Annotated in this window: 16 protein-coding genes; 6 read left to right on the plus strand and 10 right to left on the minus strand. The window is 71.5% G+C overall.

Annotation, left to right across the window (positions count from 1 at the left end):
• Positions 1–26: 26 nt before the first annotated feature.
• Positions 27–923 (minus strand): LysR family transcriptional regulator, encoded by an 897-nt coding sequence (locus tag PKF00_RS37420; RefSeq protein ID WP_271222473.1) that lies wholly within the window; start codon positions 921–923, stop codon positions 27–29.
• A gap of 70 nt (positions 924–993) precedes the next feature.
• Between PKF00_RS37420 and PKF00_RS37425 the strand changes: the two genes are divergently transcribed.
• The 4 genes from PKF00_RS37425 to PKF00_RS37440 all read left to right on the plus strand — a co-directional run bounded on the left by PKF00_RS37425 (position 994) and on the right by PKF00_RS37440 (position 5,908).
• Complete coding sequence (locus tag PKF00_RS37425) at positions 994–2,193, plus strand: YeiH family protein (protein ID WP_271222474.1); 1,200 nt, start codon at positions 994–996, stop codon at positions 2,191–2,193.
• A 116-nt stretch (positions 2,194–2,309) separates the two neighbouring features.
• On the plus strand, positions 2,310–3,248 hold the full coding sequence (locus tag PKF00_RS37430) for a pseudouridine-5'-phosphate glycosidase (RefSeq protein ID WP_271222475.1): 939 nt from the start codon (positions 2,310–2,312) through the stop codon (positions 3,246–3,248).
• 7 nt (positions 3,249–3,255) lie between these two features.
• Positions 3,256–4,206, plus strand: coding sequence for a carbohydrate kinase family protein (locus PKF00_RS37435; RefSeq protein WP_271222476.1), 951 nt, complete (start codon positions 3,256–3,258; stop codon positions 4,204–4,206).
• A gap of 64 nt (positions 4,207–4,270) precedes the next feature.
• Positions 4,271–5,908 carry a hypothetical protein gene (locus PKF00_RS37440; RefSeq protein ID WP_271222477.1) on the plus strand — a complete coding sequence of 546 codons (1,638 nt, stop codon included), beginning with the start codon at positions 4,271–4,273 and terminating at the stop codon, positions 5,906–5,908.
• A 606-nt stretch (positions 5,909–6,514) separates the two neighbouring features.
• Here PKF00_RS37440 and PKF00_RS37445 read toward each other — a convergent pair.
• On the minus strand, positions 6,515–6,943 hold the full coding sequence (locus PKF00_RS37445) for a DoxX family protein (protein ID WP_271222478.1): 429 nt from the start codon (positions 6,941–6,943) through the stop codon (positions 6,515–6,517).
• 97 nt (positions 6,944–7,040) lie between these two features.
• Between PKF00_RS37445 and PKF00_RS37450 the strand changes: the two genes are divergently transcribed.
• Positions 7,041–7,637 (plus strand): MarR family winged helix-turn-helix transcriptional regulator, encoded by a 597-nt coding sequence (locus PKF00_RS37450; RefSeq protein WP_271222479.1) that lies wholly within the window; start codon positions 7,041–7,043, stop codon positions 7,635–7,637.
• A gap of 105 nt (positions 7,638–7,742) precedes the next feature.
• Here PKF00_RS37450 and PKF00_RS37455 read toward each other — a convergent pair whose 3' ends face one another.
• The 6 genes from PKF00_RS37455 to PKF00_RS37480 form a co-directional block, all read right to left on the minus strand.
• Entirely contained in the window at positions 7,743–7,940 is a 198-nt protein-coding gene (locus tag PKF00_RS37455) for a RidA family protein (RefSeq protein ID WP_271222480.1), read from the minus strand.
• A 255-nt stretch (positions 7,941–8,195) separates the two neighbouring features.
• On the minus strand, positions 8,196–8,699 hold the full coding sequence (lepB, locus tag PKF00_RS37460) for a signal peptidase I (RefSeq protein WP_271222481.1): 504 nt from the start codon (positions 8,697–8,699) through the stop codon (positions 8,196–8,198).
• Between the two features lie 128 nt (positions 8,700–8,827).
• Positions 8,828–9,985 carry an acyl-CoA dehydrogenase family protein gene (locus tag PKF00_RS37465; protein WP_425582196.1) on the minus strand — a complete coding sequence of 386 codons (1,158 nt, stop codon included), beginning with the start codon at positions 9,983–9,985 and terminating at the stop codon, positions 8,828–8,830.
• Positions 9,986–9,987: 2 nt separating this feature from the next.
• The gene (locus tag PKF00_RS37470; RefSeq protein ID WP_271222483.1) at positions 9,988–10,935 is read right to left on the minus strand and encodes a hydroxymethylglutaryl-CoA lyase; all 948 of its coding nucleotides are present in this window, start codon (positions 10,933–10,935) and stop codon (positions 9,988–9,990) included.
• Positions 10,932–12,953 (minus strand): ATP-binding protein, encoded by a 2,022-nt coding sequence (locus PKF00_RS37475; protein WP_271222541.1) that lies wholly within the window; start codon positions 12,951–12,953, stop codon positions 10,932–10,934. The genes PKF00_RS37470 and PKF00_RS37475 overlap by 4 nt, the downstream gene beginning before the upstream one ends.
• A gap of 13 nt (positions 12,954–12,966) precedes the next feature.
• Entirely contained in the window at positions 12,967–14,535 is a 1,569-nt protein-coding gene (locus PKF00_RS37480; protein WP_271222484.1) for a carboxyl transferase domain-containing protein, read from the minus strand.
• Positions 14,536–14,635: 100 nt separating this feature from the next.
• Between PKF00_RS37480 and PKF00_RS37485 the strand changes: the two genes are divergently transcribed.
• Positions 14,636–15,259 carry an SACE_7040 family transcriptional regulator gene (locus tag PKF00_RS37485; RefSeq protein WP_271222485.1) on the plus strand — a complete coding sequence of 208 codons (624 nt, stop codon included), beginning with the start codon at positions 14,636–14,638 and terminating at the stop codon, positions 15,257–15,259.
• On the opposite strand, the gene PKF00_RS37490 is transcribed toward PKF00_RS37485, so the two are convergent.
• On the minus strand, positions 15,256–16,047 hold the full coding sequence (locus PKF00_RS37490; protein WP_271222486.1) for a hypothetical protein: 792 nt from the start codon (positions 16,045–16,047) through the stop codon (positions 15,256–15,258). The genes PKF00_RS37485 and PKF00_RS37490 overlap by 4 nt on opposite strands.
• 199 nt (positions 16,048–16,246) lie before the next feature.
• Positions 16,247–17,626, minus strand: coding sequence for a hypothetical protein (locus PKF00_RS37495; RefSeq protein WP_271222487.1), 1,380 nt, complete (start codon positions 17,624–17,626; stop codon positions 16,247–16,249).
• Positions 17,627–17,833 lie beyond the last annotated feature (207 nt).

A 17,833-nucleotide genomic window follows, 5' to 3' on the forward strand; every position in this document is an offset into this window, starting at 1 on the left:
TCAGCCGCCCCTTTCTGTCTCCCCCGTCACTCCCGCGTCGCGGCGAGGGTGATCCTCAGCAGCGTGGCGGCCGGTCCCGTGGGAGTGCGGCCCCGCCGCCAGACGGCGCGCAGACGCCGCTCGAGGTCGATGCCCCGGGTCGCCACCTCGATCAGGCGGCCCGTGGCCAGCTCCCCCTCGACGGCGTACCCGCTGAGCACCGCCGGAGCCGCCCCCTCCCTGGCCGCCCCCTTGACCGCGGTGTTCGAGCCGAGCTCGAGCCGGGGCGCGGCGACCTCGTGGCCCGCCAGCGCGCGGTCCAGGGTCTCGCGGGTTCCCGAGCCCCGCTCGCGCACGACCAGCGGGGTCGCGGCCAGCTCGGCGGCCAGCAACGCCGTACGGCGGCGCGCCCACGGATGCCTCGGCGCGACCACCACGACGAGGCGGTCGGTGGCGACCACCCGGGAGGCCAGCCCCTGGGGGACCGAGGGGCCCTCGACGAAACCGAGCTCGATGCCCCCGCCGACCAGCCTGGCCACCTCGGCCGAGTTCTGCACGTCCAGCCCGACCTGCACCTGCGGCTCACGGCTCTGCAGCTCCCCCAGCCAGCGCGGCAGCAGGTACTCGGCCACGGTCATGCTGGCCGCGATGTGCAGGTGCGCCTCCCTGCCGTGCCGTACCGCCTCCGCGCCCCGCATGAGCTCCTCTGCGGCCGCGAGCACCTGCGACGCCCAGGCCGAGACCATCACCCCCTGCGGGGTGAGCGTGGAGCCGCGCGGGGTCCGTTCGAGCAGGGGCAGCCCGAGACGACGCTCCAGCAGCGCTATCCGCTTGCTCGCCGACGGCTGGGCGATGCCCGCCGCCTTCGCCGCCTGGCCGAGACTGCCGAGACGGTCCACGTCGACGAGCAACCGCAGGGACTCCAGATCGGGCAGATCACTCATAGCCCTAGGCTATGACCTTCCAGGGAGATGACGCCTACCGACCGCTACGGCCCCCTTCGAGACTCGGAACATGACCATCTCCCCGCCTTCCGGCCGCCGTCTCACAGGTGCGGACCGCCCAGAGAACCGGCGGCTTCACGCCGCCGGTTCGTCGACGGCCTCCTCGGATCCCGCCTCCGCCGACGCCGTCCGCGACTGGAACGTTCCCGGAGTGCGGGCACACCGGAAGGCACAGCGGAAGGCACGGTGGGAGACGCTCGGGAAGGCCGGACGGGCGCACACCGCGAGCGCCGCCGCCCTCGTCCCCGGGCTCGCCCTGACCGCCGCCGCGGTGGCCGTCTCCCTGTGGGCGAGCCGCGCGCTCCCCGGAGTGAGCGCGGCCGTGGTCGCGGTGGTCCTCGGGATCGCGCTGACCAACCTCGGCGGCCTGCGCCCCGCGTTCCGCGCCGGGCTGCGCTTCGTGAGCCGCAGACTGCTCCGCCTGGCGATCGTGATGCTCGGACTGCAGATCGCCCTGCCCGAGGTGCTGGCGCTGGGCTGGCGGGCCCTGGCGCTGATCGCCGCCTCGACCTCCTGCGCGTTCCTCGCCACGCGGTGGCTCGGGCCCCGGATCGGGGTGAGCCCCCGCAGGTCGCTGCTCATCGCGACCGGGGTCTCGATCTGCGGGGCCGCCGCGGTCGCCGCCATGCACGAGGTGGCCGACAGCGACGACGAGGACGTGGCGAGCGCGGTCGGCGTGGTGGTCCTGTACGGCAGCGCCGCGCTCGTGCTGCTGCCGTCGCTCGCGCGGCTGCTCGGCCTGACGCCGCACCAGCTCGGCATGTGGGCGGGCGCGTCGGTCCACGAGGTCGCCCAGGTGGCGGCCGTCGGCGCGGCGGCCGGGGCCGGGGTGCTCGCGAGCGCGGTGGTGGTCAAACTGGCCAGGGTCGTGCTGCTCGCCCCGATCGTCGCCCTCACCTCCGTCGCGCTGCGCCGTACCGCGGACTCCCGCGGCGGCGCGGGGACCGGACGGCGGCCGCCGCTCGTCCCGCTGTTCGTGCTGGGGTTCCTCGCGACGGTCACGGTCAGGAGCCTGGGCATGGTGCCCGCCGGGGTTACCGGCGTGCTACCTCAGGTGACGGGATTGTCGCTGGCCGCCGCACTCTTCGGGCTGGGGACGGGCGTCAATCTCAGGGAGCTGGTCCGCGGCGGGCGTTCGCTGGTGCTCGGCGGGGTGTCCACCGCTGTCATCGGCGCGATCTCACTGATCGGCGTCGTCACCATCGGCTGATCTCCGAGTAGACGTCACCCGGCAACCCACGTAACGTGCTTTTTCCGGAACAAGCAGCTCCTTTGCATGGTTGACCGGGCATCCATCCAGCCCGGACGAGGAGACAGAACCCGCTCATGCGTACCACCCACCAGCCCATCGACAACGTGCTTCGTCCGTCCGACGAGGTGGCCGACGCACTGGCGCAGGGCGCCCCGGTCGTGGCGCTGGAGTCCACGATCATCTCGCACGGCCTCCCCCAGCCCCGCAACCTCGAGGTCGCGGCAGAACTGGAGGAGATCGTCCGCGAGGCGGGGGCCGTGCCCGCGACGATCGCGGTGCTGGACGGCGTGGCGCGCGTCGGCCTGGACAGGGACGGCCTGAAGCGGATCGCCACCGAGCCCGACCTGCGCAAGCTCGGCTTCCGCGACCTTCCCGCCGCCGCCGCGCTCGGGGTCAGCGGGGCGACCACCGTCTCGGCCACCTCGTTCCTGGCCGCCAGGGCTGGCATCCGGATCTTCGCGACCGGCGGCCTGGGCGGCGTGCACCGCGAGTGGACCACCACCCAGGACGAGTCCGCCGACCTCGACATGCTGAGCCGTACCCGCATCACCGTCGTCTGCGCGGGCGTGAAGTCGATCCTGGACGTCCCCGCGACCCTGCAGCGCCTCGAGACCCGCGGCGTCAGCGTCGCCGGTTTCCGCACCGACGAGTTCCCCGGCTTCTACCTGCACACCTCCGGCGAGCCGATCGACTGGCGGATCGAGACCGCCGCGGAGGCCGCGGAGATCATGCGAGCCCAGGACGCGCTCGGCGGCCCAGAGGCCGCACTGATCGTGGCCAACCCGGTGCCGGTCGGCGAGCAGCTCGACCCCGCCCTGCACGACCGGGTCCTCGCCGAGGCCCTCGCGGCTGCGGAGCGCGAGAAGGTCAGCGGCCAGGCCATCACGCCGTTCCTGCTGGACTACCTGGTCAGGGGCACCGACGGCGCCTCGCTCGAGGCGAACCTGGCCGCCGTGCGCGGCAACGTCCGCGTCGCCGGGCAGATCGCGGCGTCGTGGAGCCGGGGAAACTGAGGCGGCCGTGAGCGGAACCGGCCTGCTGGTCATCGGTGACGTCGTCACCGACGTCGTCGCGCTTCACGAGGGCGCGGCCCTCTCGGGTCTGGCCGTCGGAACGGACACCGCCGCCGACATCGTGCTGCGTCCCGGCGGCTCGGGGGCCAACACCGCCTCCTGGGCGGCCCACCTGGGCGCCGACGCGCGGATCCTGACCAAGGTCGGTTTCGACACGGGAGAGTGGCACGCCGCCGAGCTGCGTCGCGGCGGCGTCAGGGCGCACCTGCGGGTGGATCCCGAACGGCCGACCGCCGTGGTCATCGCCATGGTCGACCCGACGGGAGAGCGTTCCATGCTCACCAACCGGGGCGCGGGCGGCAACATCGGCACCGACGACTGGGACGAGAGCCTGCTCGACGGGGTGGGCCACCTGCACCTGTCGGGCTACACGCTGTTCGCGGAGCCGGGGCTGCAGCTGTCCCGGCTGGCCCTGGCCGAGGCCACCAGGCGCGGCGTCACGATCAGCGTCGATCCCGCCTCGACCGGTTTCCTGCGCTCCTTCGGCCCTGAGCGGTTCGTCAGGGAGACCACGGCCGCCCAGCTGATCATCCCGAACCTGGACGAGGCCCTGCTGCTGACCGGCGAGCCCTCCGCCGAGGGCGCGGCCGAGGAGCTGAGTCACCGCTACGGCGCCGCGGCCGTGAAACTCGGTTCCCGGGGCGCTCTGATGGCCAGGAAAGGAAAGTTGACCGCACGGGTTCCCGGACTCGCCACCGAAGTGGTTGACTCAACGGGAGCGGGTGACGCGTTCGCCGCCGGCCTCTTGACCGCCCTGCTGAGGGGGGCTGACGACGAGGCCGCGCTGGACACGGGACGCCGGGCCGGAGCCGAGGCCGTGACAGCGGTCGGCGGTCGTCCTCGCATTCTCGCGTCCGATTTGGGTACCAACCAGCTTTACCCTCTTAACACCAATTGATAGCTTGCGGCGTAGGCTGCACCATTAGCCACATGCGTCACTTTGGGGAGGTTGCGGTCCGCCGATGGATGCCGAGTCATCGATCTGCCTGAGTGATCTGGTCCCGGCCCTGCGCTGGAGCAGGCCGCAGCAGATCGCCGAAGCCCTGACCGATCCCCGCCTGCCCGGCGGGTGGTGGTCGTCGGTCACCCTGCCGAAGGCTCTCACCACGGCCGGGCTCGACTGGGTCTGCGACCGGCTGGCCCGGCTCTCGGTGTCCCGCTGGGACCACCTGCCGCTGAGCGACGTGCTGCCCGCGCTCCACGTGCACACGGTCGACCCCACTCTGCCCGGCTGGCCCGAGCCCGCCCGCGCGGCCATCACCGGTCTCGGCGGCTGGTCGAGGCTTCGCCGCCTGACCGCGGGAGACCTGAGCGGGCCGTCACTGCCCATCACGCCGGAAGCCGTGATGACCGCCGTGTTCCGCGAGGTGCTCAGCCAGATCCCCGGGGTCGCCGAGCAGCCCGCCCAGGCCACGCGCCCCGCCGCCGAGGCCCCCGCCCAGCCGGAGCAGCAGCCGCAGCCCGAACAGCAGTCGCCGTCCGTGCCGCAGCAGGCTCCCGCGCCGCAGGCGGCTCCGGTTCCCGAGCCCCCGGTCCGCCTCAGCGACTACCCGCTGGTCGGCCTGGTGGACAACATGTTCCGCGATTGGGGCCCGCTCGAGCGCGCGGTCGCCGTCGAGCGTCTGTTCGCCGTCGACCCGATCAGCCTGCGCGCCCTCGCGCACAAGCTCAACGCCGACCTCGGCGCCCTGTCCGTCGCCCAGCGGGCGGCCGAGGAGCGCATCCTGCTCTGGCTGCGTTCCTCGGAGTCGGCTCCGCTCACCGGCCACATGTTCGGACTCACCGAGTGGCTGGGCGCCGCCGCCACCCAGGACCAGCTCGTCGGCGCCGACCCCGCCCACCCCATCGAGGTCCCCACGCTGCGCACCCCGCTCTGGCGGGTGCTGGTCACGCTCATGCCCGACCGGCGGCTGCAGGACGGCTGGCTCGTCGTCGGCGATCTGGGCGGCCTGCGGGAGCGCACCAGGCAGCTCATGGCGGGCAAACCGGCGGACGCCGACACGGTGTCGCTGATGGAACAGCGACTCGGCATCCGCACCCACTCGGCGCAGGCCTGGCTGGACGCCCTCGCCGCCAGCGCCGACGCACAGGGCGCCCCGGCCCAGGACGCGGCCTCGGACGCCGGCGCCAAGCAGCTGCCCCGCCGTACTCCGGGGGCGAACGGCCACCACCGGAGCGGCCACCCCATCCCGCAGGTGAGCGCCAGCTCCATCGACCCCCGCGCCGCCCTGGCCACGCTGTCCGCCCTGTCGGGCGGCAACACCCGGCCCCACCTGATCACCAGCCAGCGCGCCCCGCTCCACCCGCCGACCAGCCCCGCCACCGACCCCAGTCGCTGGCAGCGGATCGAGGTGACCAGCGAGCACCTGCGGGGCGGTCCCGTGGCCGTGCCGGAGGGATACGCCACCCAGCTCGGCATGCGCCCGGGAACGCTGCTCTCGGTGACGGGTCCCGGCGACAACGCGGTGGTGCTGGTCTGGCGCGACCACCCGGTCTTCGACTCCCTGCAGCCGGTGCTGATGCGTCTGAACGCCCGCCCCGGCGACCAGGTGTACGTCACGGTCGACGGCTATCGCCTGGACGCCCAGCTGCCCAGCTGACCTGTCCGGTCCTCGACGTTCCCTCCTCGGCCCGGTGACCGAGGAGGGGACGGCGGAGGAGGCCGGGCGAACACACGGCTCAGGGAGAAGGGCGTCGGCCGGACGCGCGTCTGACGCCGTGATCGGGAACATTCGGCGGTCGGGCGTCTTCGCTCGCCGTGCCCGCGTCACGCGGCGACACAGGGCGGCACAGGGCGACAGGCTGAGGACACGGCCGCTCATCGGATCGGCGTCGGCTCATCGGCGGATCCCGGGACGGCCGCCGGAAGCCGTGTCCTGACGGCTCCGCGGGCCTGTCGAGCACGCGATCCGCCGGTCGGCTCCGGCAAGGGGCCTGTTCCTCAGGCGAGGGGTCTGTTCCGAGGCCGCCCGGCTCGTCGTCGACGGCCGGCCTGGGAACGCCGTCTATCCCGCCGGGCCTCGCGATCCTTCTGGCGGGACGCGTCCGGCGGGAGGCATCCGGGTTCACCGGAGTGCGGGGGGTGCGGACGCCGGACAGGGCCGGCGAACGGGCTGTCCGGCGAAACCGGCGGCCGGGCCGCTCCCGCCCCCTTCCTCGGGGGCGACCCGGCAGGAGGGCGGGGACCGCGGCCCCCGCTCCGCCTCCTACACCGCGGTCGTGGCGTTCCGCCGCTGCCACAGGCCGTCGAGGGCGAGCAGCCCGCCGCCGCTGAACGCGACGGCCAGGGTGCCCGCGATGAGGGCGAGGACGAACTCGTAGCCACCCTTGCTCACGTCGAATCCGTTGGCCGCGTGGAAGAAGACGATCGCGCCGAGCATGTCCAGGACGAGCAGGACACCGGCGATCGGCAGGGCGGCGCCCAGGATGAGCGCGAGGCCGCCCAGGACCTCGATCACGGCGACCACGGGCGCCGCCACACCCGACAGCGGAACACCGATCTGCTGGAAGAACGCGGTCGTCCCGCCGATCCCCATCGTCGTGAACTTCTGCAGGCCGTGGACGAGGAAGATCGCGCCGATGCCGATCCGGGCCAGCAGCAGGGCGATAGGCCGTATGCGCTCAAGGGCAAGCATGAGTGCTCCTCATTTTTGTTCGAATTTGAACCACACCATAGTTGGTGGTTCAAATTCAAACAACCCATACACTGGAAAAGTGGCTGATACGAGATGGTTGACTGAGAGTGAACTGGGCGCCTGGATGGCGTATCTCAAGGCGACGCACCTGCTGGAACGACGCGTCGAGGAGCAGCTGAAAGCGGATTCCGGACTCACCCACGCCCACTACGAGATCCTCGCCAAGCTCTCGGCCTCCCCCGACCGGCAGCTTCGCATGACCGACCTGGCGCGCAAACTGGTTGTCTCGAAGAGCGGACTCACCTACCAGATCGGCCAGTTGGAGAAGCGAGGACTGGTCGAACGGACGGCCTGCCCCTCGGACGAGCGGGGCGTGCTCGCGGTGCTCACCGGCGAGGGCATGCGCTGCCTGGAGAAGACCGCCCCCGGCCACGTGGCCGTCGTGCGCGCCTTCCTGATCGACCAGCTGACCCCGGATGAGCTGGAGACGATGACACGCATCATGTCGAAGGCCGCCGCGGCGATGGCCGAGGACGCCGGGAACGCGGCCGAGGAGAAAGGTCGGGGCGGGCGGCTCCCGAGAACCGTCCCCCCGCCTGACACCCGCCCGGGGGGTTCCCCCTTCGGCCCCTCCCCCGACGGACGCGGCCACTCGCCCCGCTCCCGCGGCTCGTCGATCAGGACGGACGCCTGAGCCCCGGTCAGCCCGGCGGCACCCCCTCACCCGTCTCGTGCGTCCTGAGACTCTCGTGCGTCCTGAGACGGGACCATCGCGGACCCTCGATCGGCCGTCTCCAGCTCAGTGCTCGCACCGGACAGGCGACACCGTCGAGCCGGACCAGGCGCCGAGGGTCGACGAGGTCGTGGTGAGCGTCATCCGCGCGGGAAAGCCTCCGGGCTCGAAGAACTCGGCGAACACCTTCCTCGCGGCCCCGAGGTCGGCGACGTCCCGGAGGCGGAGGTGCAACCGCACGAGGCCGGCGAGGTCCGCGCGCACCGAGTGCGAGGTCTCCCGCGTCGAGGTGCAGGCCGCCCTGGTCCGGCGGGCGACGTCCCGACGGGCGAATCCTCCCCGTGGTGCGACAGGAGGACGTGGTCACCGGCCGCGATCGCCGCGACGCAGGTTTCGTCGCCGTAATGGACCTAAAGGCAAGTCAGCACGAATGTCCCTTTTAACCGAAAAGCCATATCGGACGGCTGGAAGGCTCAATGAGAGCACCGCCCGCGGCAAACGAAGAAACCGGGTGAATCATCACTCCGCGGAGCGGGAGTCGACGATCCCCACGATGCCGGAGACCGGGACGGTCGAATCGCCGGCTCCTGCGCGGCTGCGCGAATCAAGGGAGACGTGGCGGTTGTCGCCCTGCACCCAGACGTGTCCCGGGGGAACGGTCACCGGCCCGAAGTCCAGGCGCGAGGCGGGGGGCTCCTTGATGTAGGGCTCCTGAAGGGAACGCCCGTTCAGGAGCGTCCTCCCCTGGTCGTCGCAGCACGCGACGGTGGCGCCGGGAACACCGATGATCCGCGAGACACGGAGACCCGGCCCGCCCCATGAAGCGGGAACCCGGAAAACGATGACATCACCCGACTTGGGGACATAGCCCTCCTCGGGTGCGACGGCCGTGACACTGCTCCCCGCCCTGATGGTCGGCTCCATGGCCTCGCTGGGAATGCGATATCGCTCCTTCCCCGCGACCCGATCGCCTATTCGCCCGGCGAGACCGCATCCCACGGCCAGGGGGAGAACCAGCGCCATCGAGAGGATAAACGACCCGTAACTCTTCATTGCCCCATTATCCCGATAAAGCGATATCTCATTCTCCATATCGCTTTATCAGGAAGCCGCCACCCACCGCTGGAGCGCCAACGTGCGCGCCTCGCGGGTCAGAGGCTGGAAAGGCCCAGCTCGCGGGCGATCAGCATGCGCTGGACCTCGCTGGTGCCCTCGCCGATCTCCAGGATCTTGGCGTCGCGGTAGAAGCGGCCGACGGGGTACTCGTTCATGAAGCCGTATCCGCCGAAGATCTGGGTGGCGTCGCGGGCGTTGTCCATGGCGGCGTCGCTGGCGACGAGTTTGGCGATGGCCGCCTCCTTCTTGAACGGCTCGCCGGCCAGCATCTTCTCCGCGGCGTGGTGGTAAGCCAGGCGGGCGGTGTGAGTGCGGATCTCCATGTCGGCGATCTTGAACTGGATGGCCTGGTAGTGGCCGATCGGGTGGCCGAACGCCCTGCGCTCCCGGACGTAGCGCAGGGACTCGTCCACGCAGCCCTGGGCCAGGCCCGTGGAGAGCGCGGCGATCGCGATGCGGCCCTCGTCGAGGGTCTGCAGGAACTGCGCGTAGCCCCTGCCGCGCTCGCCGAGGAGGTTGCCCGCCGGGACCCGGCAGTCGGTGAAGGAGAGCTCACGGGTGTCGGAGCAGTTCCAGCCGACCTTGGAGTACTTCTTCGAGACGGTGAAGCCGGGGGTCCCCGCGGGCACCAGGATCGTCGAGATCTCCGGCTTGCCCCCCTCACGCCTGCCGGTGATCGCGGCGACCCCGACGACCCCGGTGATGTCGGTGCCCGAGTTGGTGATGAACGCCTTGGAGCCGTTGATCACCCATTCGTCCCCGTCGAGCACGGCCGTGGTCTGCATGCCGCCCGGCACGTCGGAGCCGCCTCCCGGCTCGGTCAGGCCGAACGCGCCGAGCATCTCACCGGAGGCGAGGCGGGGAAGCCACCGCGCGCGCTGCTCGTCCGTGCCGAACCGGTAGATCGGCATCGCGCCCAGCGAGACGGCGGCCTCCAGGGTGATGGAGACGCTGGAGTCGACCCTGGCCAGTTCCTCGAGCGCCAGGCAGAGCGCGAAGTAGTCTCCGCCCATGCCGCCGTGCTCCTCGGGGAGAGGCAGCCCGAACAGGCCCATCGCGCCCATCTGCCGCACGATGTCGTAGGGGAACTCCTCGCGCTCGTAGAGGTCCCCGATCACCGGGGCCACGACGTCACGGGCGAACGCCTCGACGGTCTTGCGGAGGTCTTCGTATTCCTCTTCGAGTTTGGGCATCGTCACTCCTTGACGTCTCGTTCGGTCGTCAGGCCCGCTGCCAGCGCCTGCACGACCCGGGATGGGCTGGGGCGGCCGAGCTCGGTCGCCAGCCAGGTGCTCGTCTCCACCAGCGACCGCAGGTCAAGGCCTGTCTCGACGCCGAGACCGTGCAGCATCCACACCAGGTCCTCGGTCGCGAGGTTGCCGGTGGCGCTCTCGGCGTAGGGGCAGCCCCCGATGCCGCCGGTCGAGGCGTCGACCACGGTCACGCCCTCGCGGAGGGCGGCGAGGGTGTTGGCCAGGGCCTGGCCGTAGGTGTCGTGGAAGTGCACGGCGAGCCGCTCGGGGCCGCCGAACGCCCCGATGAGGGCGGCCACGTGTCCGGCGGTCCCGACGCCGACGGTGTCGCCGAGCGACAGCTCGTAGCAGCCCAGGTCCAGGAGCCTGCGGCCGACGGAGACCACCTGCGCGACGGGCGTCGGCCCCTCCCACGGGTCGCCGAAGCACATCGACACGTACGCCCTGACGCGCAGGCCGTGCTCGAGCGCCCGCGCGACCACCGGTTCGAACATCGTGAACTGTGACTCGAGCGTCCGGTTCAGGTTCCTGTTCGCGAAGGTCTCCGTGGCGCTCGCGAAGATCGCGATCTCCTGGACTCCGTGCTCGAGCGCCCGGTCCAGTCCTCGCTCGTTCGGCACGAGCACCGGATAGCGCACGCCGGGGAGCCGCTCGACCGCGGCCAGCAGCTCCGAGGCGTCGGCGAGCTGGGGCACCCATTTGGGGTGCACGAAGCTGGTCGTCTCGATCACGCGGTGTCCCGCGGCGGCGAGCCTGGCGACGAACTCCGCCTTGACCTCGACCGGAACCACGACCGACTCGTTCTGCAGCCCGTCACGCGGGCCGACCTCGTAGACCGTGACCCGTTCCGGCAGCCCCGCCGCCGCGACCCTGTACGGCTCCCGCGTCATGACTCTCCGTCCCGCCGCACGACGGCCAGCACGGCGTCCATGTCGACCGCCTGGCCCGCTCTGACCGGAAGTTCGGCGACCGTCCCCGCGAGCGGGGCGGTCACGGTGTGCTCCATCTTCATGGCCTCGACGACGAGCAGCGGCTGTCCCTCGACGACCTGCTCCCCCTGGGTGACCTTGACCACCAGGACGGTGCCGGGCATGGGGCTGCGGACCACGCCGTCCCCCGTGCCGCCCGCGCCCGCCCGGTCGCCGGGGTCGCCCAGGTGGTGCCGGGTGAGCGCCCAGGCGTCTCCGTCGCGGCCGAGCCAGACCGTGTCGCCGCGGCCGTCCCTGGCGAAGGCGTAGCGTCTGCGGACTCCGTCCAGGGTGACCAGCAGGTCGTCGCCGTCCACGGCCAGCCTCGCCCGCGTGGTCCGCCCCTCGGGGCCTTCGGGCAGACGGACCTCCGCTCCGGCAGCGGGCAGTCCGCGCACCCCGACCTCGCGGACCCCGTCACGGCTCTCGAGACGCCAGGTGGTCCAGGCCGCCTCGCCCAGGCGCCAGCCGTCCGGCACGTCCCACGGGTCCGCGGGCTCGGCGGGCACGCGGTCGTGGTGCAGCAGCAGCGCCGTCGCGGCCAGGACGTCGTCGGGAACGCCTCCGTGGGGGACCAGCGCGCTCAGGTGGCGTTCGACCAGTCCGGTGTCGAGGTCTCCGGCCACCACCTCGGGGTGGGTGACCAGCGCGCGCAGGAAGGCGATGTTGGTCGGCACGCCCAGCACCGTCGTGGCGGCGAGCGCCCCGTCGAGCCTCCGCAGCGCGCTCGCCCTGTCGGGGCCCCAGGCGACGACCTTCGACAGCATCGGGTCGTAGTCGCTGCCGACCGTCCCGCCCTCCGCCAGGCTGGAGTCGACGCGGACGTCGGCGGGCTCGCGCAGCGCGAGCACCCTGCCCCCGGTCGGCAGGAAGCCGCGGGAGGGGTCCTCGGCGTAGACGCGGGCCTCGACGGCGTGGCCGTGCAGCCGCACCTCGTCCTGCGTGAGCGGCAGGGGTTCGCCCGCGGCGACCCTGAGCTGGAGCTCGACCAGGTCAAGGCCGGTGACCAGCTCGGTGACCGGGTGCTCGACCTGGAGCCTGGTGTTCATCTCCATGAAGTAGTAGTCGCCGGTCGTGCCCTGCACGATGAACTCGACCGTTCCCGCGCCGGTGTAGCCGACCGACCTGGCCGCCTCGACGGCGGCGGCGCCCATGCGCGCCCTGGCCTCGGCGTCGAGCAGCGGGGAGGGGGCCTCCTCCACGATCTTCTGGTGGCGGCGCTGGAGGCTGCACTCGCGCTCGCCCAGGTGGACGACGTTGCCGTGGACGTCGGCCATCACCTGGATCTCGATGTGCCGGGGACCCTCGACGAACCGCTCGATCAGCAGGGTGGCGTCGCCGAAAGCGGCGGCGGCCGTACGGCGGGCCGACTCGAGCGCCTCGGGCAGCTCCTCCGCGGAGCGCACCAGCACCATGCCCTTGCCGCCGCCGCCCGCCGAAGGCTTGATCAGCGCGGGGAAGCCGACGCGCTCGGCGGCCTCGGCGAGGTCGTCGCCGGGCTCGGCGCCGCCGGGGACGACGGGCACCCCGGCCGCCGAGACGGTGGCCTTCGCGCGGATCTTGTCGCCCATGGCCTCGATGGCCTCGGGCGGCGGGCCGACGAACACCAGTCCCGCCTCGGCGCACCGCCGGGCGAAGACGGGGTTCTCGGCCAGGAAGCCGTAGCCGGGGTGCACCGCCTGGGCCCCGGTCGCCGCCGCGGCGGCCAGGATCCGGTCGATGTCGAGGTAGCCGCCGCCGAGCCGCACCGCGACGTCGGCCTCTCGGACGTGGCGCGCGTCCGCGTCCGCGTCGCTGTACACCGCGACGGAGCGGACGCCGAGCCTGCGGAGCGTGCGGATGATCCGCAGGGCGATCTCGCCCCGGTTGGCGATGAGGACGGTGCCGAACATCCCGGACGGGCCGGATGCGGGGCCGGGAGCCGGTGTCATGGAGGTCATGGGGGTCATGGGGTCACATCCGGAAGACGCCGTAGCCGACGGGGTCGAGGGGGGCGTTGGCCGCGGCGGACAGGGCCAGGCCCAGGACGGTGCGGGTGTCGAGGGGGTCGATGACGCCGTCGTCCCAGAGGCGGGCGGTCGAGTAGTAGGGGTTGCCCTGGTCCTCGTACTGCCTGCGGATGGCGTCGGGGTCGGCGTCGCCGACGGTGGAGAGCACGTTGGCGGCCTGCTCGCCGCCCATCACCGAGATGCGGGCGTTCGGCCACATCCACAGGAACCTGGGCGAGTAGGCCCGGCCCGCCATCGCGTAGTTGCCCGCGCCGAACGAGCCGCCGACGACGACGGTGAACTTGGGCACTCTGGCGCAGGCCACGGCGGTGACCATCTTCGCGCCGTGCTTGGCGATGCCTCCCGCCTCGTAGGCCTTTCCGACCATGAACCCGCTGATGTTCTGCAGGAAGACCAGGGGGATGCCCCTGCGGTCGCACAGCTCGATGAAGTGCGCGCCCTTGAGCGCGGACTCGGCGAACAGGATGCCGTTGTTGGCGACGATCCCGACGGGGTGGCCGTGGATGTGGGCGAAGCCGGTGACGAGTGTGGCGCCGTACTCGGCCTTGAACTCCAGGAAGCGGCTGCCGTCGACGACGCGGGCGACGATCTCCCGCACGTCGTACGGCGTGCGGGTGTCGGCGGGGACGACGCCGTACAGGTCGCGGGGGTCGTGCACGGGCTCCTCGGCCGGGACGCGGTCCCAGGGGGACGGGGTCCTCGGCCCGAGGGTGGCCACGATGTCGCGGACGATCCGCAGCGCGTGGGAGTCGTCCTCGGCGAGGTGGTCGGTGACGCCGCTGACCCGGGCGTGCAGGTCGCCGCCGCCCAGTTCCTCCGCGGTGACCTCCTCCCCCGTCGCCGCCTTCACCAGCGGCGGGCCGCCCAGGAAGATCGTGCCCTGGTTGCGGACGATCACCGCCTCGTCGCTCATCGCGGGGACGTACGCTCCGCCCGCCGTGCAGGAGCCGAGGACCGCCGCGATCTGCGGGATGCCGCGCGCCGACATGGTCGCCTGGTTGTAGAAGATGCGGCCGAAGTGCTCGCGGTCGGGGAAGACCTCGTCCTGCTTGGGGAGGAACGCGCCGCCCGAGTCGACGAGGTACAGGCACGGCAGGTTGTTGTGGAGGGCGACCTCCTGGGCCCGCAGGTGCTTCTTGACGGTCATCGGATAGTAGGTGCCGCCCTTGACGGTGGCGTCGTTGGCGACGACCACGCACTCGCGGCCCGAGACCCGGCCGACGCCGGTGATGATCCCGGCCGCGGGGGCCTCGTCGCCGTACATCCCGGTCGCGGCCAGCTGGGACAGCTCCAGGAAGCGCGAGCCGGGGTCGAGCAGGGCGTCGACGCGGTCGCGGGGCAGCAGTTTGCCCCTGGCGACATGCCTGGCGCGCGACCTCTCGGGTCCGCCGAGCCCGGCGGCGGCGACCCGTTCCGCGAGATCGGCGACGAGCCGCTCGTTGGTCTCCGCATTGCCCTTGAAACCCTCACCGCCAGGATCGCAGGCGCTTCGCAGCACCGGCCAGCCACTCATGCGAGCCCCCTTGTCCGGGCTTACCACGACTCCGTCGTCGTGGGTTAACGGTCGCTAACGTCACTAGCGATGTTAGTCATCATTAACGTCAGCGTCTACCATGCGAGGTGTGACGACTGCCCAGACCCCTACCCGCAATCGCCGGGCACGGCGCATGGAGATCCTGGAGGCCGCGGCCGAGCTGTTCGCGGCGCGCGGCTTCCACGGCGTCTCCATCGAGGACATCGGCGGCGCGGTCGGCACCTCGGGCCCCGCCCTCTACCGGCACTTCAGCGGCAAGGAGGCCCTGCTGGCCGAGATGCTGCTCGACGTCAGCGAGCGCTTGCACGCCGCGGGGGCGAGCCGGGTGACCGAGGCCCCGGACGCGGAGGGAGCCCTGGAGGCGCTGCTGACCGGCCAGATCGAGTTCGCCCTCAGCCATCCGTCGCTGATCACGGTGCACGACCGCGAGCTGGGAAACGTCCCTGAGCCCGCCCGCCGCCAGATCCGCAGACTCCAGCGCCTCTACGTGGAGGAGTGGGTCACGGTGCTGAGCGAGCTGTACCCCTCGTGCCCCCCGCCCCGCCTGCGCGCCGCGACGCACGCCGTCTTCGGCCTGCTCAACTCGACGCCGCACAGCGCGGGCGAACTGCCGAGGGAGACGATGGCGGAACTGCTGCGCGACATGGCCCGCACGGCGCTCACCGCCGTCCAGGACACCGCCCAGAATCAGGCAAAAAGTTAGTGATTGTTAACGTTGAAGATGGAAGTCCACCAGTGCTGGAGCGCGTCGAGCGCCGGGGCGGACAGCCAGTTGCCGACGAAGCCGAGCAGGAAGGCCAGGAACAGGAACACCACCTGCTGGACGAACCCCGAACGGCTCTGCCCCCTGAAGCGCCGGTCCAGGACCCTCTCGAACGCCGTGAACGTCTCGGGGGACATGGCGGCCAGCCCCTGCTTCTCCTCCACCCGCCTGTTGAGCTCCTCGAGGAAGGCGAGCCGTTCCTGGAGGTAGCGCTCGAGCTCGTGTGACACCTCCTGCGTCTCGCGGACCATGCTCCGCAACGCCCTGACCCGCTGCGTCAACACCAGCTCACGCCGCTCCACCCGTTCTCTGCGGCGCCTGAGCAGCGCGGACGTCCCCCACGTGAGGGCGGTGACGACCGCGGCCAGCGCCGGGGCACCGAGGTAGAGCCACCAGAAGTACCGGTCCATGAACGTGTCGAACTCCGGCCCCCGCGTGGGCTTGCCCATGATCGCCGCGACGATTCCGAGAAGTCCCGCCGCGATGAACGCCCACCCGAAGAGCGCCCCCAGGACCTTGCCGAGGCTGAACCATTCCCCTTTGGCGGGATCCCCGGAACCGCCGGCAGGAGTCCCGGCGCCCTCCGCGGAATCCCCGGCGTCGGCGGGGTCTCCGGTCTCCCCCGCGGGAGCGCCGACGTCCGCGGACCGGTGGGAGGCATCGGAGGAGGGGGCCTGCGGGGGATCCGTGTCACCCGGGGATGTCACCACCTTCACAGGTTCGGCCACACCCATAACGCAATCAACCTGTTCTCGCTTTTCGCCCCCGACTGATTCCGGTGAACCGATCGCTCATCCCAGCAGGGGGAGAGCCATGCGAGCGGCCCGGACGCCAGGCGTCCGGGCCGCCGTCTTTCCGGTCCGTTCGCGGGGAACGGACCCCTTTCTCTCATCGCCGGCGCGTCAGGCCGACGTCACCTCCGACGCGTCAGCGCCTGACGACCCTGACGTAGTCACTGGCGCTGGAGTCGCCGTAGAAGTCGTCGTCGCCCTTGAAGACGAACTTCCAGTACCCCGAGCCGTAGGTCCTGGCCCTGGTGAGGACGCGGCCGCTCTCCGCGGCCCTGACGGTCTTCACGTACTGCCACTTGTGCGACCCCTTGGGCTTGAAGTACAGCCCGACCTTGGCTCCGTATCCCTCCCAGCCGTCGTCGTCACGGACCTGGAGGGTGCCGCCGAACCTCAGATACCGGCCGTAGCGGCCCGGCTCGGGCGAGGCGTTGAACCTGGTGATCCGGCTGTCGCCGCGCTCCGGCTCGGGAGCGGGCTTGCGGACGGTCACGTGGTCGGCGACACTGCTGGCGCCCTCGACGCCGTCGGCCCCGTCGAACTCGGCGCGCCAGTCACCGGAACGGGTGGCGGTCACGTCGACGCCGAAGCGGCCCTGGGCGTCGGTCCGGTCGGTGGCCACGTCGTTCCACCTGGACTCGCCGTCGGCACGGAACAGGATGAAGACCTTGCGGCCCCTGTGTCCCTGCCAGCCGTGCCCGGTGTCCACCTGCAGACGGCCGCCGACACCGATCCGGTCGCCCTGGTCGACCGGATCGGGCCCGGCGCCGAAGTCGACGATCCGGCTGTGCCGGACCGCTCCCCTGACGTCGACGCGGTCGGTCTCGCTCCTGGCGCCGAGCGTGGTCGAGGAACCGTCGTACTCGGCCCGCCAGTGACCGGTCCTGAACGCCTTCGCCCTGAGCCAGAACCTGCCCTGGCCGTTGGTCTCGACGCTGCCGGGGAGCCGGTCGTAGGAACCGCCGAGCGGCCTGAAGGCCAGGTGGACCCTGGCGTTGGCCAGCGGGGCCCAGCCGTTCGCGCCGTTCTGCCTGAGCACGCCGCTGAGAGTGATCCGGCCGCCCTCGTCCACGGTCGAGGGGGTGGCCGCGATGTCGTCGAAGTCGGTCTCGAAGACCTGCTTGACGGTGAAGTCGGCGGACTTGGGCGCGGTGTTCGCCGTGACGGCCCTGAAGGTCCACTTGCCCGCGGCGAACTGGCGGTTGACGTCCTTGGTGTACTTCCACCGAGCCTTGCCCGAGCCGAGGTCGTCGGACCTGGCCAGCCTGAACTCGGTCTCGACGCCGAGCGAGGGCTTGATCCAGCCGGTGACCGCGGAGGCGTCCCCGCTGGTCTCCGCGGTGAAGGTGACCTTCACCGTCTCTGCGCCCTTGACCTCGACGGGGTTGGGGGTGACTGATACGTCGGTGACCGCGGGATCGGCCTTGGTCGTTCCCGCGGATGCCGTCGTGACCGGGCCAGCAACCAGGGTTGCGACGCCCAGCGCTGCCACGACAGCGACACGAATGCGTTTCACCATTCGGGTCTTCCGTCCTTCCCGTTTGGGTGCACGCGGCTTGAGGGTGCCACGTCATTACTTCAAGTAGACGTATGAGTCAGGCAATGGGTTGATAAGTCTGACAAATTGTTATGAGGAGCTGTCAGACAAGGCCTGACCGGCCGCCCGCGGAAGGCGATCGCCGTACACGAGGCCCCAAAGACGTCAAGGTCCGGTGCGGAAGTTGTC

The sequence above is a fragment of the Streptosporangium carneum genome, from assembly GCF_027922005.1.
Taxonomy (GTDB): Bacteria; Actinomycetota; Actinomycetes; order Streptosporangiales; family Streptosporangiaceae; genus Streptosporangium; species Streptosporangium carneum.

Excerpts from the sequence above, each read along its gene's own strand:
- PKF00_RS37420 (WP_271222473.1), bottom strand. The coding sequence starts at position 923 with ATGAGTGATCTGCCCGATCTGGAGTCCCTGCGGTTGCTCGTCGACGTG.
- PKF00_RS37425 (WP_271222474.1), top strand. The coding sequence starts at position 994 with ATGACCATCTCCCCGCCTTCCGGCCGCCGTCTCACAGGTGCGGACCGC.
- PKF00_RS37430 (WP_271222475.1), top strand. The coding sequence starts at position 2,310 with ATGCGTACCACCCACCAGCCCATCGACAACGTGCTTCGTCCGTCCGAC.
- PKF00_RS37440 (WP_271222477.1), top strand. The coding sequence starts at position 4,271 with ATGGATGCCGAGTCATCGATCTGCCTGAGTGATCTGGTCCCGGCCCTG.
- PKF00_RS37445 (WP_271222478.1), bottom strand. The coding sequence starts at position 6,943 with ATGCTTGCCCTTGAGCGCATACGGCCTATCGCCCTGCTGCTGGCCCGG.
- lepB (WP_271222481.1), bottom strand. The coding sequence starts at position 8,699 with ATGGCGCTGGTTCTCCCCCTGGCCGTGGGATGCGGTCTCGCCGGGCGA.
- PKF00_RS37465 (WP_425582196.1), bottom strand. The coding sequence starts at position 9,985 with ATGCCCAAACTCGAAGAGGAATACGAAGACCTCCGCAAGACCGTCGAG.
- PKF00_RS37470 (WP_271222483.1), bottom strand. The coding sequence starts at position 10,935 with ATGACGCGGGAGCCGTACAGGGTCGCGGCGGCGGGGCTGCCGGAACGG.
- PKF00_RS37475 (WP_271222541.1), bottom strand. The coding sequence starts at position 12,953 with ATGACCTCCATGACACCGGCTCCCGGCCCCGCATCCGGCCCGTCCGGG.
- PKF00_RS37480 (WP_271222484.1), bottom strand. The coding sequence starts at position 14,535 with ATGAGTGGCTGGCCGGTGCTGCGAAGCGCCTGCGATCCTGGCGGTGAG.
- PKF00_RS37485 (WP_271222485.1), top strand. The coding sequence starts at position 14,636 with ATGCGAGGTGTGACGACTGCCCAGACCCCTACCCGCAATCGCCGGGCA.
- PKF00_RS37495 (WP_271222487.1), bottom strand. The coding sequence starts at position 17,626 with ATGGTGAAACGCATTCGTGTCGCTGTCGTGGCAGCGCTGGGCGTCGCA.